The sequence below is a fragment of the Enterobacter sp. ECC-175 genome (assembly GCF_043968675.1).
Taxonomy (GTDB): Bacteria; Pseudomonadota; Gammaproteobacteria; order Enterobacterales; family Enterobacteriaceae; genus Enterobacter.
Map to the genome: position 1 here is coordinate 3401127 of NZ_CP143776.1, position 13784 is coordinate 3414910.

The 13784-nt window shown below is 59.2% G+C and carries 13 protein-coding genes; 3 read left to right on the forward strand and 10 right to left on the reverse strand.

Going from position 1 to position 13784, the window contains the following annotated elements:
- Positions 1-67 precede the first annotated feature (67 nt).
- The 3 genes from V1599_RS16240 to V1599_RS16250 all read left to right on the forward strand — a co-directional run bounded on the left by V1599_RS16240 (position 68) and on the right by V1599_RS16250 (position 3716).
- On the forward strand, positions 68-1366 hold the full coding sequence (locus tag V1599_RS16240; protein ID WP_395300425.1) for a serine hydrolase domain-containing protein: 1299 nt from the start codon (positions 68-70) through the stop codon (positions 1364-1366).
- Between the two features lie 261 nt (positions 1367-1627).
- The gene (locus V1599_RS16245) at positions 1628-2923 is read left to right on the forward strand and encodes an MFS transporter (RefSeq protein WP_112010564.1); all 1296 of its coding nucleotides are present in this window, start codon (positions 1628-1630) and stop codon (positions 2921-2923) included.
- 10 nt (positions 2924-2933) lie between these two features.
- Positions 2934-3716, forward strand: a complete 783-nt coding sequence (locus V1599_RS16250) for a substrate-binding domain-containing protein (RefSeq protein WP_112010563.1) — start codon at positions 2934-2936, stop codon at positions 3714-3716.
- Here V1599_RS16250 and V1599_RS16255 read toward each other — a convergent pair.
- From V1599_RS16255 to flgL, 10 genes are all read right to left on the reverse strand, one after another.
- Positions 3697-4611, reverse strand: coding sequence for a LysR family transcriptional regulator (locus V1599_RS16255; RefSeq protein ID WP_112010717.1), 915 nt, complete (start codon positions 4609-4611; stop codon positions 3697-3699). The genes V1599_RS16250 and V1599_RS16255 overlap by 20 nt on opposite strands.
- Before the next feature lie 65 nt (positions 4612-4676).
- Positions 4677-5195, reverse strand: a complete 519-nt coding sequence (locus V1599_RS16260) for a chemotaxis protein CheW (protein WP_395300426.1) — start codon at positions 5193-5195, stop codon at positions 4677-4679.
- On the reverse strand, positions 5192-7153 hold the full coding sequence (cheA, locus tag V1599_RS16265) for a chemotaxis protein CheA (protein ID WP_395300427.1): 1962 nt from the start codon (positions 7151-7153) through the stop codon (positions 5192-5194). Before cheA ends, V1599_RS16260 begins: the two co-directional genes overlap by 4 nt.
- On the reverse strand, positions 7143-8045 hold the full coding sequence (motB, locus tag V1599_RS16270) for a flagellar motor protein MotB (RefSeq protein WP_112010560.1): 903 nt from the start codon (positions 8043-8045) through the stop codon (positions 7143-7145). Before motB ends, cheA begins: the two co-directional genes overlap by 11 nt.
- Entirely contained in the window at positions 8042-8938 is an 897-nt protein-coding gene (motA, locus tag V1599_RS16275) for a flagellar motor stator protein MotA (protein ID WP_395300428.1), read from the reverse strand. The genes motB and motA overlap by 4 nt, the downstream gene beginning before the upstream one ends.
- A gap of 81 nt (positions 8939-9019) precedes the next feature.
- Positions 9020-9595 (reverse strand): flagellar transcriptional regulator FlhC, encoded by a 576-nt coding sequence (gene flhC / locus V1599_RS16280; RefSeq protein ID WP_112010558.1) that lies wholly within the window; start codon positions 9593-9595, stop codon positions 9020-9022.
- Position 9596: 1 nt separating this feature from the next.
- Entirely contained in the window at positions 9597-9947 is a 351-nt protein-coding gene (flhD, locus tag V1599_RS16285) for a flagellar transcriptional regulator FlhD (protein WP_112010557.1), read from the reverse strand.
- Between the two features lie 360 nt (positions 9948-10307).
- Complete coding sequence (gene fliA, locus V1599_RS16290) at positions 10308-11033, reverse strand: RNA polymerase sigma factor FliA (RefSeq protein WP_112010556.1); 726 nt, start codon at positions 11031-11033, stop codon at positions 10308-10310.
- A 158-nt stretch (positions 11034-11191) separates the two neighbouring features.
- Complete coding sequence (locus tag V1599_RS16295; protein ID WP_112010555.1) at positions 11192-12817, reverse strand: methyl-accepting chemotaxis protein; 1626 nt, start codon at positions 12815-12817, stop codon at positions 11192-11194.
- A 70-nt stretch (positions 12818-12887) separates the two neighbouring features.
- Positions 12888-13781: a flagellar hook-associated protein FlgL gene (gene flgL, locus V1599_RS16300; protein WP_112010554.1), complete on the reverse strand. Its 894-nt coding sequence runs from the start codon at positions 13779-13781 to the stop codon at positions 12888-12890.
- Between the last annotated feature and the right edge of the window lie 3 nt (positions 13782-13784).

Below are 13784 nucleotides of genomic sequence, written 5' to 3' on the forward strand. Positions count from 1 at the left end.
TACGCGTTTTTTATTATAGGCCGGAGGTTCTTAAACTGAAGCCATTCCTGAGCCAAACGAGATCAACATGAAAAACAAATCCTTAAATTACACCCTGCTGGCGGGCCTGGTTTTCGGCAGCCTGCTCTCCCCCGTCGCGATGGCGGCCTGCGAAGGCACGGAGCTTAGCGCCTGCCCCGCGCCGTTTGATAAAACGCTCCCGGACGCGCACAACATGCTGACCTGGAGCCAGGCCGACCGCGTGGTCGGCTTTCGCAACGACTACCGCAACTACGCGGGCGACGTGTTCCGCCACGGCAAATCCACCCCGCTCGTCGCCGCCGATAAGCCGCTCGCCGACGCGCATTATCAGGTAAACGGTAAAACCTATAGCCTGAAGGATTACCTGCAGCGCCAGAACGTCAGCGGCCTGCTGGTGCTGAAGGACGGCAAAATCGCGTACAAATACCTGGGCGAAGGCAATACCGACACCACGCTGTGGACCTCCCGCTCGGTGGGCAAATCCGTGGTTTCGACGCTGGTCGGCATTGCCCTCAAGGAAGGGAAAATCCACTCTCTGGACGATCTCGTCACCCGCTACGAGCCTGATCTAAAAGGCACCGCGTGGGACGGCGTGACCCTGAGGCAGCTGATCACCCACACCTCCGGCGTGGCGTGGAACGAAGACTACACCAACCCGACATCGGATTTCGCGCAGCTGACCGAGTGCGAGGCTAAGCCGGGCACCTACGACTGCGTGCGCAGGCTGGTTTCCGGCCTGCACCGCGCGCATCCGGCGGGAGAAAACTGGTCCTACTCTTCCGGCGGCGCGTGGCTGCTGGGCGACGTGCTGGAGCGCGCCACCGGCATGACGCTGGCAGCGTATCTGGAGAAAAGCATCTGGCAGCCGTACGGCATGGCGAGCGACGGCGTCTGGCACGCCTACGCGAAGGGCGAGCATGACGTGGGCGCGCACGGCTTTAACGCCACGCTGGAGGACTGGGGGCGCTTCGGCGAATTTATCCTGCACAACGGCACGCTGCCGAACGGCCAGCAGATCCTGCCGGACGGCTGGGTAGCCGACGCCTCGCGCTGGACGCAGGCCAGAGGCTCGGTTTCTGACGCCCACCCGAACGGCCTCTACGGCTACCAGTGGTGGAACAACGAAGTGCCCGTCAATGCCGAAAACGTCACGCCCGCGGCTAAAGACTCGCTGAAGAACTCCCTGTGGGCGTTAGGCATTTACGGTCAGATGATCATGGTCAACCAGGCGGAAAATCTGGTGATCGTGCAGTGGTCTACCTGGCCGCAGGCCGAGCCGTCGTTCAGCGCCCAGCCGCTTGAGGCCTCGCTGATGTTTAGCGCGATAGGCAACGCGCTGCGCTAGCGTGGGAAGCCGGGCGAGGCCCGGCTTTGCATCTGCGTGACGTCACAAAAACGCACAATCAATGACTTAGCAAAACATGACGCGTGTAAAAGCGCCCATTTGTTAAGTTATTGTTGCTTATGTAACTTTTCGTCAACGATACGTCATTAATGCGCAAAACGCATCGGCCGATGCGTTTATTGCGCTTATCTCTTTCCGCTTCCTGATCCAGTTTTCAAAGACAGACGCGCAAAAACGTCAATGATAAAACTGGAGATAACCATGTATCCCTCAACCTCACCTGCAACCGTCCGGAGCAAGGCGGGCGCGATCCTTCGCGTCACCTCCGGGAACTTTCTTGAGCAATTCGATTTCTTCCTGTTCGGCTTTTACGCCACCTATATTGCCCACACCTTCTTCCCCGCCAGCAGCGAATTTGCCTCGCTGATGATGACCTTCGCGGTCTTCGGCGCGGGCTTTTTGATGCGCCCGATTGGGGCCATCGTGCTCGGCGCGTATATCGACAAGGTAGGCCGTCGAAAGGGGCTTATCGTCACCCTGACGATCATGGCCGCGGGAACGTTCCTGATTGTGCTGATCCCCTCCTACCAGAGCATCGGGCTGTGGGCGCCGCTGCTGGTGCTGACGGGCCGCCTGCTGCAGGGGTTCTCGGCGGGCGCCGAGCTTGGCGGCGTCTCGGTCTATCTGGCGGAAATCGCCACGCCGGGGCGTAAAGGCTTTTACACCAGCTGGCAGTCCGGCAGCCAGCAGGTGGCAATTATGGTGGCCGCCGCGATGGGCTTCGCGCTCAACGCGCTGATGGAGGAGAGCGCCATTCGCGAGTGGGGCTGGCGCCTGCCGTTCCTGTTCGGCTGCATCATCGTGCCGTTTATTTTTTTCCTGCGCCGCAGGCTCGAAGAAACCGAAGAATTTAGCGCCCGCCGCCAGCATCTGGCGATGCGGCAGGTCTTTACCACGCTGCTCGGCAACTGGCAGGTCGTGCTCGCAGGCATGCTGATGGTGGCAATGACCACCACCGCCTTTTATCTGATCACCGTCTACGCGCCGACGTTCGGCAAAAAGGTGCTGATGCTCAGCGCCTCCGACAGCCTGCTGGTCACGCTGCTGGTCGCAGTTTCCAACTTCATCTGGCTGCCCATCGGCGGCGCGCTGTCGGACCGCTTCGGGCGCAGGCCGGTGCTGATTACCATGGCGCTGCTGGCGCTCGCCACCAGCTATCCGGCGCTGACGTTCTTAGCGCACGCGCCGAGCTTCTCCATGATGCTGGCCGTGCTGCTGTGGCTCTCGTTCCTGTACGGCCTGTACAACGGCGCGATGATCCCGGCGCTGACCGAGATCATGCCCGCCAACGTGCGCGTGGCGGGCTTCTCGCTGGCCTACAGCCTGGCGACCGCCGTCTTTGGCGGCTTTACCCCGGTTATCTCCACGGCGCTGATTGAGTATACCGGCGATAAGGCCGCGCCCGGCTACTGGATGAGCTTCGCGGCCGTCTGCGCCCTGCTCGCCACGCTCTACCTTTATCGCCGCCGCGCGCTGGCCCTGCAAACCGCCCGCTGAGGAGTCGTTCATGATGACATTTTATCGTTCCTGCATTGCCGCGCTGATCGCGTTATCCGCCAGCACCGCCGCCGTCGCCCAGGACGTGACGGTGATGATTTCCGGCGGCTTTAGGGCCGCGCTGGAGAAGCTGGCCCCGGCGTATGAGGCCCAAAGCGGCGATCGCATCGTGCTGGTTTCCGGCCCGTCGATGGGCAAAACGCCGCAGGCCATTCCGAACCGGCTGGCGCGCGGCGAGCACGCCGACGTCACGATCATGGTCGGCAGCGCGCTTGAGCAGCTCGAGCGCGACCGCCTCGTCGCGGCGGGTTCGCGCGTCGAGCTGGCGGATTCGCCAATTGGCGTGGTGGTGAAAAAAGGCGCGCCGGTGCCGTCAATCGGCACGGACGCCGAGCTGCGGCAAACGCTGCTGGCCGCGAGCACGATTGCCTATTCCGACAGCGCGAGCGGCAGGTACGTTGAAACGCAGCTGTTCAAAAAGCTGGGCATTGTGCAGCAGGCAGGCGCGAAGGCGCAGAAGGTCGAGCGTATTCCGGTCGCTGAAGAGGTGGCAAAAGGGAAATACGCGCTGGGCTTTCAGCAGGTCAGCGAGCTGCTGCCCGTGCCGGGCGTGACCTTCGTCGGCAGGCTGCCGGACAACCTTCAGTACATCACCCGCTTCGCGGGGGCGGTTACCCAGCGGGCGGACCATCCCGCGCGGGCGAAAGCCCTGCTGGCGTACCTTTCGTCCGCGCAGGCGCAGGCGGTGATTATCAGCACCGGCCTGCAGCCGGTCAGGGCTCAGCGTCCTTAGGCAGCTGATACCGCTCGGTGATGAGCTTTTCCAGCTCGACCGCAATATAGGACTGGATCCGCCCGCTCTGGCGGATCAGGCCAACGGTGCGCTTCACGACCGGCTCCGTCAGGGGAATGTGGGCCAGAAGCGAGTGTTCGGCGCGCGGCATCGACATCGCGGGCACCGCCGCAATGCCCACGCCCGCCTCCACCATGCCGAGCATGGTCGTCACGTGCCGGGTTTCGCACAGGCTGGGCCGCGCGGGATGGATATGCCCGAGCAGCTGGTCCAGCAGGTTGCGGTTGCCCGACGTTTTATCCAGCCCGATGTAGTCCTGCTGGTAGAACGCTTCCCAGGTCAGGCTTTTTCGTTTCGCCAGCGGGCTATCGCGCCGGCAGGCGGCAACGTAGACATCCTCCACCAGCGGCACAAACTCGACGCCGGGAGGGAGGTTGCCCGCAAAGCAGATGCCAAAATCCGCCTGCCCGCCGGTGACCGCCTCAATCACGTTTCCGGCGCTGCTGTCGATGAGCTTGATGCGCACGCGCGGGTAGCGCGCCTGAAAGCGGCGGATCACGTCCGGCATAAAGTAGTAGGCCGCCGAAGGCACGGCGGCAACGGTGACCAGCCCCGTGCGCTCCTCGCTAACCTTGTCGATATCCGCCAGCATGGATTCGACGTTATCGAGGAGCTGCGCCGACCTTTCGGCAAAATTCTGCCCGTAGAGGGTCAAGGTTACCCGGCGGGTGGTTCTGTCAAAAAGCTTTGCGCCGAGCGCGGCCTCCAGCTTTTCAATCCTGCGGCTCAGCGCCGACGGGGACAGGCAGATGGACTCAGCGGCAACCCGAAAGTTGCCGTATTCCACCAGGGCTCTGAAGGCGTAAAGATCGTTAAGGTCAAAATTTACGGGCATGGCGTCGCGGTTTTCCGTTATCGGGATGACCATCATGACGGGTTTGAGCCGATTTTAACAGACCCTTAACACTTCTCCGGCTCGCCGCACGCGTCGGCGACGGCATCCACCAGCGCCATCTCTTCCCGGCTCAGCAGCATCTCAATGTTGACCAGAATAATCATTCGGGTCTCGAGCACGCCAAGGCCCAGCAGGTAGCGCCCGGAGAGCACCGAGGCCACGTCCGGCGTCGGTTTAATTTGCTCCGCCGCGACCGACAGCACGTCGGCGACGCCGTCAACCACGATGCCAACCACCCGCTCGTTGAGGTTGAGGACAATCACCACCGTGCTGTCGTCCTGCGACGGGTTGGGCAAATTAAAGCGCACGCGCAAATCGACGATCGGCACAATCACGCCGCGCAGGTTGGTCACGCCGCTGATGAACGGCGGCGAGTTGGGAATACGGGTCAGGCGATCGCAGCCGCGGATCTCCTGCACTTTCAGAATATCGATGCCGTACTCTTCATTCCCCAGGCGAAAGACCAGATACTCCTGGGCGATCGCGTCGGCGCTGGCGGGCTTCGCGGCGGTTGCTACATTCATGCTTTTCTCCCCTCCCTGTGGGGCTGTGAAACGTTGAGCGTGGAAAGCTCAACCACGTCAAGGATTAGCGCCACGCTGCCGTCGCCAAGAATGGTGGCAGCAGAGACGCCCGGTACTTTGCGGTAGTTCTGTTCGAGGTTTTTAACCACCACCTGCTGCTGGCCAATCAGCTGATCGACCCACAGCGCGTAGCGGCAGCCCGCGCTCTGCACGATAACGACAATGCCCTCATCGGCCGACGCCTCGCCCGCCACGGAGAGCCGCTGGCGCAGCAGCACCAGCGGAAGATATTCCCCGCGCACCTGCAGCAGGCGCTCCTCGCCGACAAAGCGGCACAGCATCTCCTCGGCAGGACGCAGGGATTCCATCACCGCGCCGAGCGGCAGCACGTAAATTTCATTGCTGACCTTCACCAGCATGCCGTCGAGGATCGCCAGCGTCAGCGGCAGGATAATGCGGATGGTGGTGCCCGCGCCCGGCGTGGAGAGCACGTCGACGTGGCCGCCCATCGCCAGGATGTTGCGTCGCACCACGTCCATGCCCACGCCGCGCCCGGAGACGTCCGTCACGCTTTCAGCGGTTGAGAAACCGGCGGCGAAGATCAGCATCCACACGTCGTCGTCGCTCATGGAGTCGCTGAGCGTCATGCCCTGGGCGCGCGCCCTGGCGAGGATCTTCTCGCGGTTCAGCCCCGCGCCGTCGTCGCTGACCTCAATCACGATATTGCCGCCGTGATGCTCGGCAGAGAGCGTCAGATTGCCGACCGCGGACTTGCCCTTCGCCACGCGCACCTCTTTCTCTTCGATGCCGTGGTCAAGGCTGTTGCGCACCAGGTGGGTCAGCGGATCGATAATGCGTTCAATCAGGCTCTTATCCAGCTCCGCCGACCCGCCCTTCAGCGTCAGCTCCACCTGCTTGTTGAGGCGGCTGCCGAGGTCGTGCACCAGGCGCGGGAAGCGGCTGAAGACGTAGTCCATCGGCATCATGCGGATGGACATCACCGACTCCTGCAGCTCGCGGGTGTTTCGCTCCATCTGCGCCACGCAGCCGGAGAGCAGATCGTAGCTGGCCGGATCCAGCGTGCGCGACAGCTGCGACAGCATCGCCTGGGTGATGATCAGCTCGCCCACCTGGTTAATGATCTGATCAACCTTGCTGACCGCCACGCGAATGCTGCCCGATTCCTGGTTGACCGCGCGCGCGGGCGACGGCGCTTTCGGTGCGGCGGGCGCAGGCGCTGATGCAGGCTTTGCCGCTGCCAGCTTCACGGCGGCCGGCGCAGGCGCAGGCGCGTCCACAATGGGCTTGACCTCAATCTGGCTGGCGTCCAGCACGAAGCAGAGCACGGCGGTGATATCGTCCGCCGTCGCGCTGGTCAGCAGGGTGGCGTGCAGGCTGTTGGCGGTCGTCTCGATCGCCAGGAGCTCCCCCATGTTGACCAGCTCTTCGCGCAGCATCGCCTGCTCGCGCGCGTCGATGTTGCTCAGGCCGATGCTGAGCGTGATTTCATCATTCGATGCCTCATCAGCCGGCTCTGGCGTCGCTTCAGGGGCAGGCGCCGCCTGCGGCGCCTCGCCGTCAAGGGCGATCTGCCTCAGGGCTTCACAGATATAGCGGAAGCTAGCCTCATCCGGCTCCTGAGAAGTCTGATAGGCTTCCAGTTGCGCTTGCATAATGTCTTTACATTCCAGAAAAAGGTTAATGATTGTCCGGTTCAGCGTTCGCTCCCCTGCCCGCGCCTGGTCAAGCAGGTTCTCCAGCAGGTGCGTGGTCTCCTGTAACGCGGTGAAGCCAAACGTGCCCGCGCCGCCCTTCAGCGAGTGCGCGGCGCGAAAAATGGCGTTCAGCTGCTCTTGCTCTGGGGCATCGACGTCAAGCTGGAGCAGCAGCTGCTCCATTTCAGCCAGCAGCTCTTCGGCCTCGGTGAAAAAAATCTGCGAAAAATCATTAATGTCCATCGGTATAACCCTGCACGTTTTGCAGTTCCACGTCGCCGAGCACGCTCTCCGCGCGCTGCGCCTGCGTATCTTCCAGGCGGATCTCCTGCTCTTTCGAGCGGCTGAGCACCAGAATGCTGATGCGGCGGTTTACCGCGCTGTCGGGCGAGGTATTTTCCAGCGGCATTCGGCTGGCGGTGCCAATCACGCGCAGGAAACGCGCGTCGTCAAGCCCGGCCCGCACCAGCACCCGCCGCGCGGCGTTGGCGCGCCCGGCGGAAAGCTCCCAGTTGCTGTAGCCCGCCCCGCCGCCCGCATAGGGCAGCGAATCAGTGTGCCCCGTCAGGCTCAGCGCGTTCGGCAGCTCCTGAAGCAGCGGCACCAGCGCCTGGAGAATGCCGTTCATGTAGCTTTCCGGCAGCTCGCTGCCCACGCGGAACATCGGCCTGTCCTGGGAGTCGGTGATCTGGATCAGCAGCCCGTCGTTGGTCAGGTTCAAAAGGATGTTGGATTTGAAGTTGTTCAGCCGCGGGTCCGTTTCGATCATTTTTTGCAGCTTTTCCTTCGCCTGCTTCAGGCTTTCGATGCGCTTGTGCCTGTCGATGCCGTTGATCTGGCTTTTGAACACCTCGCCCTGCTGCTTGAGAATGTCATCTCCGCCGCCGGGAATGACGCTGTCGCTCAGGCTGGTTTTGTTGCCGTTCGCCATTGACGGCTTCAGCGGCATGCGGAAGTAGTCGGCAATGAGCTCTCTTTCCATCTCCGTGGACTGCGAGAGCAGCCACATCACGAGGAAGAACGCCATCATGGCGGTCATAAAGTCGGCATAGGCAATCTTCCACGTCCCGCCGTGGTGCGCGTGTTTTTTCCTTTTACGCTTGCGCGAAATGATGACAGGCGTGACGTTTTTCATGCTGCGCTATCCGCCGATTTGGTTTTCAGCGTGGCGCTGGATTTTACTTCGCGAACGTGTTCTTCCAGCTCTTCAAACGACGGGCGCTCGCTGCTGAATATGGTCTTACGGCCAAACTCAACGGCGATCTGCGGGGCGTAGCCGTTGAGGCTGGAGAGCAGCGTGACCTTAATGCACTGCAAAATCTTGACCTGGTCCGAGCTTTTCTGGCGCAGCAGCGTCGCCAGCGGCAGAACGAAGCCGTAGGCGATAAGTATGCCGAGGAAGGTGCCCACCAGCGCGTGACCAATCAGCATGCCGAGCTCCGCGGCCGGGCGGTCGGCGGAGCCGAGCGCGTTGACCACGCCCATCACCGCCGCCACGATGCCAAACGCCGGAAACGCGTCGCCGACGGTATTCAGGCTGTGCGCAGGCACTTCCAGCTCCTCTTCGCAGGTCTCGATCTCTTCATCCATCAGGGCTTCGATTTCGTGCGAGTTCATGCTGCCGCCGATCATCAGGCGGAAGTAGTCGAGGATGAAGTTGCTGAGCATCGGGTCGCTCATCAGGCGGGGATAGGCGCTAAAAATATCGCTGTTCTGCGGGTCTTCGATGTCCTTTTCCAGCGACATCAGCCCGTGAACGCGGCTTTGCGACAGCAGCAGGAACATCAGCGCCATCAGGTCCATATAAACCGCTTTGCTGTAGCGCTTGCCGACAAACAGCTTAACCAGCGCTCTGCCGGTCGCCTTGAGGGATTTCACGTTGTTGCCAACGATAAACGCCCCCACACCGGCCCCGCCGATAATCAGCAGCTCCAGCGGCTGGAACAGCGCCATAAGATTACCGCCGGACAGAATAAAACCACCAAAAACGGTCAGTATGACAACAAGATAGCCAACAATAACTAACACACTCTCTCCTTTTACTTTTTTGACCGATGCCGGCTTCCCGGCATCAGGTAAACGCCATCTTGCGCCCTGCCGCCGTGAGGGTTATGCCGTCATCATTTCCGGCGCGGCGAAGTTACCCAGCAGCCCGGCCGGGCTCACCTGGGACTTCTTCAGCGCGCGCGACGGCGGGCTGCACAAACTGCAGGTAAATGGGTTTTTAATAAATTCCGTGGTGACGATAAAACCGCCGCCGCACACGCTGCAGGCCTTACGCGAAATAATGCCGCAGTCGATAAAACGCAATAATGTCCAGGCGCGGGTTAAGCCCAGCACCGGCTTTTCATCGGAGCAGGTGCTACACTGCTCCAGATAAAGACGATAGGTCTTCATCAGCATTTCAATCGGACGCCCCTGCTCGGTCTTTTTCAGATACAGGTAAATGTTGTAGAACATCGAAGAGTGAATATTTTGTTCCCACGACATAAACCAGTCCTCGGAAAAAGGCAGCATGCCTTTTGGCGGCGGACATCCGCGTAATTCTTTATATAAGCGCAGGAGGCGACGACGGCTTAATGAGGTTTCAGATTCCAGTACCTGCATCCGCGCGCCGAGGGAAATTAACCCCATGGCGATGTTCACTTCATGAATTTCCTGCAGCAGGCTTTTTTCATCACACATATTATGCCTCCTGTGCCGCAACGGTATCTTCATCGCTTAATGCGTTCAGCAGATGCGTTGACAGAATAATACCGGTGTGGATCTGCTGGAGCGCCTCAATACGAGAATCCTTGGTCAGATTTTCAATTACCACTTCATCATCTACGCGCAGACGACAAATAAGCTGATTTGTCGTCGCCAGCTTCATGAGCTGCGGCAGCGAAAGTTCTTTGAGGTTGTCAATGGTTCCCTCGGATAAGCCGAGGCGAAAACCGGCCGCAAATTTATCCTGTCGAATCAGCTGCTGGGCCAGCAGTAAATAGGACAGATTAATGTCATGAATATTTTGCAGGTATTCGTCGAAGTTGGACACAGGCGAAAGCTCCCAATGTTGTTCAGGCCAAAAATTGGCATATCAGTTCAAAGGATTAAAACAACTTAACTGATGCAGAGGGTCTTTTGGTATTGATATTCACTGAAGTAAGTCATTCTTCTTCAATAAATGATTTAACGTCATTCAATGCCAAAGGAGGCTACATCTCAAAACTGCAAAAATCATAAACATTAAGAATTTTCTGAACAAGCGTCAGTAATCGCCACAAATCAAAGAATTGATGTTAACCACTTGATTTAAATGACATTAACATCGTTGTTAAACGTTATTAAACCTCACTATTAATCATTAATCCGCCTCTTTCCACCTTTTAACCGCGTGAAAGTTAACGCGCAATGCTTACTGAGAAGAGGACTCCATCCGGCTTCTTAACCTTTTTAGCGCGAGGCTGTGGAGCTGGCTGACCCGCGTTTCGGTAATATCGAACACCAGCCCAATTTCTTTCATGTTCATATCCTGAAGATAATAAAGCTGCAGCAGCACCTGCTCTCTTTCGGGAATAAACTGAATATGCTGTGTAATTTTTTCTATCAGGTTTTGCTTTACCGCATCATGCACCGGATTAAGCGATTCATTCTCATCGTCACAGGATTCCCAGCTGTCGGCGTAGTTTTCCTGCAGCTCGTCGACGGAATACATCTGGCTGCTGTTATTATCCGCCAGCATCTGCTGAAATTCTTTCAGCGTCACGCCCATGCGCTCTGCAATATCCGCTTCGGTGGCTTCACCGCCTTTTTCCTGCTCTATCTGCTGTATTATCGCGACAATTTCCCGCGAATGCGTTCTGACCCGGCGCGGCACCCAGTCGCTTTCTCTCAGCTCGTCTAATAATGCCCACTTCACGCGCTGCGTAATCCACGCGCTGAGGGCAACGCCTTTTTTCGGATCAAACGTCTCTACCGCATTTAAAAAACCTATCGATCCGGCCTGAATTAGATCATCCAGCTCGACGCTGGCAGGAAGCCGCTTATGCAAGCGCAGCGCTTCCTGCCGGACAAGATAGTGATACTTTGACCAGACTACCGATTTATCTTCCAGCCCTTCGGCCGTATAAATACCATCCACGATTGTATTCCACCCGCTATTCTCTTTGAGAATTATCCGGGGAAACGGCGCATTCAAATAGTGCGATAAGCCTTTATAAAAATGCGCATTCTGTTACTTTATTTCGCGCTAATCTTTACTGCTATATTAGGCGTGAAGGCTGGCGGTATTTATCAGAATTAAAACGTTTCCCACTGGGCTAGCGCATCATCCTGCTGGCGCAGCGGCTTGCGCTGCTCATTGGAAACCTTCTCCTGTGCCCGGGCGTTATCCAGCCTGAACTGCGCCACCAGGGTTTCCAGCGCGTCTGACTGGGATTCCAGCTCGCTTGCCGCCAGGGCCGCCTCTTCTACCATCGCCGCGTTCTGCTGCGTCACCAGATCCATTTCGTTAACTGCCTGGGAAATCTGGTTAATGCCCGCGCTCTGCTCGTCCGACGCGGAGGTGATTTCGCCCATGATCTGGGTCACCTGCGCCACGGAGGTGACAATATCCTGCATCACCGTGCTGGCCTGTCCGACCTGGCGCGAGCCACGATCGATGGTGCTCACGCTGGTGTTAATCAGCTGGTTAATCTCTTTCGCCGCGTCGGCGCTGCGCTTCGCCAGGTTACGCACCTCTTCCGCCACGACCGCAAATCCGCGGCCCTGCTCGCCGGCGCGCGCCGCTTCCACCGCCGCGTTGAGCGCCAGAATGTTGGTTTGATTCGCAATGCTGTCAATCACGCCGTTAATGTCGGCGATCTGACGGGAGCTGGTGGTGATCTGCGCCATAATCTGCTCCAGGCTTTGCATCACCTCCCCGCCGCTGTGGGCGTTCGCGCTCGCCCCTTCCGCCAGCTCGCGCGCCGCGTGGGCGTTGTCCGCATTCTGACGCACGGTGGTTTTGATCTGCTCCATGCTGGCCGCCGTCTCCTGCAGCGCCGCCGCCTGCTCTTCGGTACGGGAGGAGAGATCGTTATTGCCGTGGGCGATTTCCTGGGCGTTGCTGTGAATGCGCTGCACGCTTTCGCGGATCCCCAGGATGGTGCCGGTCAGGGAGGTGCGCATGGTTTCCAGCTCGGTCAGCATGCTGCCAATTTCGTTCTGGCTGCCGCTCTCAATGGCCTGGCTCAGATCGCCCGCCGCCACGCTGCGAAGCGATGCCACGGTGCTTTCCATCCGGCGCACCAGCGTTTCGCGCAGCCAGTAGCGCACGGCGAGCAGCATTACCGCAGCGGCGATCAGCACCGCAATCCCGACGCCCAGCATAATCTGGTAGCCGCGCTCGGACTCGCGAATATAGCTCTCGCTCAGGCGCGCGCTTTCATCAGTATACTGCTCAACCTTATTGCGCAGCGTGGTGCGCATGTCCATATCGTGCTCGATCGAGCCGGTATATCCCGCCGGGTTGTTCAGGTAGCCCAGCTTCGCTTGTGCGGCCTTATAGACCTCGTTGAACGCCGCGTTTACCTCTGCCGCCAGGCGGCTCTCTTCCGGCGTGTTGAACGGCGATGCCATAAATTCGTCCATGTTGCGGCGGGCGATTTTCACCACGTTATGGGTATGCTTAGTGACGTTCTCCGATACCGGATTGCCCAGCGCGGCCTGCAGCATCAGGCCGTTGGTATTCGCCATTACGGCGCTGATGTTGTAGGCCGCGTCGCGCATCTGGTCGTTATTTTCAGCGGCCAGCGCCATGCGCTTGAAGTTATTATTGTTATTTACGGCGTCGTAGACCGAATAGGCCGTAGTACCGAACAGCAAGGCGGCGAAAAGCCCGATAATCAGGCTTACCGCGGTATAAATTTTAAGTTTCTTTAACATAGCGTCTCACCTGCCGCGCGCGGCTAAGCCGTACGCGGCGGCACAAGTTGAGGTTGGGTTGCGAAATAAATTAGCTGCTGAACAGGTTCATCTTCTGCATGTTTTTGTAGACGTACATCGAGGCGTTCAGCGCCAGCTCGGACATCTGCGAGTCCGCCATCAGCGACACCAGCACGCCCGTATCGGCGCCGATGGCGGTATCCACCTTGACCTTCATGTCGATGATCATCACGTCACCGGACATATCCAGCGCGTCCAGCTGCTGCAGCTGGGTGCCCAGCTCGGCCTGAGCTTTGCCTAAACGGTCAATGCCGGAATCAACGGCCTGGCTCGCAGCTTCCAGCGCGGCCCTCATCGCGACGGGATCAATTTCCTCTTTAGAAAGCTCATCGATGGCGGTCTGAAGAATGCCAAAGATATCGTCAAAGATTTCGCTTCCCAGATGGCCTACCTGCATTTCCGTGCCGTCGGCAACGGTTTGCCTGCGCGCTTCGTCACCGCCGTCATAGGTGCCGTCTTCCAGAAACGCGGGCTTACCCGTCTGAAAACCGCCAAAAATATAGCGGCCGCTGCCGTCGCGGCTGTTGGCGAGATCCAGCATATTCTGGCGAATGCCCTCGATCTCTTTACCCAGGGCATTGCGGTCGGGGTCAGAATAGGCGTCCGACCCCGCCGCGACGAGCTTCTCCTTCAGCGAGGTGGTCAGCAGGTTCCCTACCCCGCTCAGGATGTTGTCCTCGTGCTCCAGCGCGCCGCGCGTTCTGGATCGGACGTCGCTGTACAGCTCAAGCTTTGCCAGCGCATCCTTATACTTCACCGCGTCGGTGGCCGCCGCCGGATCGTCCGAGGCTTTGAGCAGCGTTTTGCCTGCCGACATCCGCAGGTAGGTTTCATTGCTCTGGCTCATGCGCGCCGACATGCTTTGCGCGCTCTGCTGGTACATATAAAGGGTACTTAATCGCATTTT

What these genes read in the sequence shown, in the direction of transcription:
- V1599_RS16240 (WP_395300425.1), top strand. Translation starts at nt 68, where the DNA reads ATGAAAAACAAATCCTTAAATTACACCCTGCTGGCGGGCCTGGTTTTC.
- V1599_RS16245 (WP_112010564.1), top strand. Translation starts at nt 1,628, where the DNA reads ATGTATCCCTCAACCTCACCTGCAACCGTCCGGAGCAAGGCGGGCGCG.
- V1599_RS16250 (WP_112010563.1), top strand. Translation starts at nt 2,934, where the DNA reads ATGATGACATTTTATCGTTCCTGCATTGCCGCGCTGATCGCGTTATCC.
- V1599_RS16255 (WP_112010717.1), bottom strand. Translation starts at nt 4,611, where the DNA reads ATGCCCGTAAATTTTGACCTTAACGATCTTTACGCCTTCAGAGCCCTG.
- V1599_RS16260 (WP_395300426.1), bottom strand. Translation starts at nt 5,195, where the DNA reads ATGAATGTAGCAACCGCCGCGAAGCCCGCCAGCGCCGACGCGATCGCC.
- cheA (WP_395300427.1), bottom strand. Translation starts at nt 7,153, where the DNA reads ATGGACATTAATGATTTTTCGCAGATTTTTTTCACCGAGGCCGAAGAG.
- motB (WP_112010560.1), bottom strand. Translation starts at nt 8,045, where the DNA reads ATGAAAAACGTCACGCCTGTCATCATTTCGCGCAAGCGTAAAAGGAAA.
- flhC (WP_112010558.1), bottom strand. Translation starts at nt 9,595, where the DNA reads ATGTGTGATGAAAAAAGCCTGCTGCAGGAAATTCATGAAGTGAACATC.
- V1599_RS16295 (WP_112010555.1), bottom strand. Translation starts at nt 12,817, where the DNA reads ATGTTAAAGAAACTTAAAATTTATACCGCGGTAAGCCTGATTATCGGG.
- flgL (WP_112010554.1), bottom strand. Translation starts at nt 13,781, where the DNA reads ATGCGATTAAGTACCCTTTATATGTACCAGCAGAGCGCGCAAAGCATG.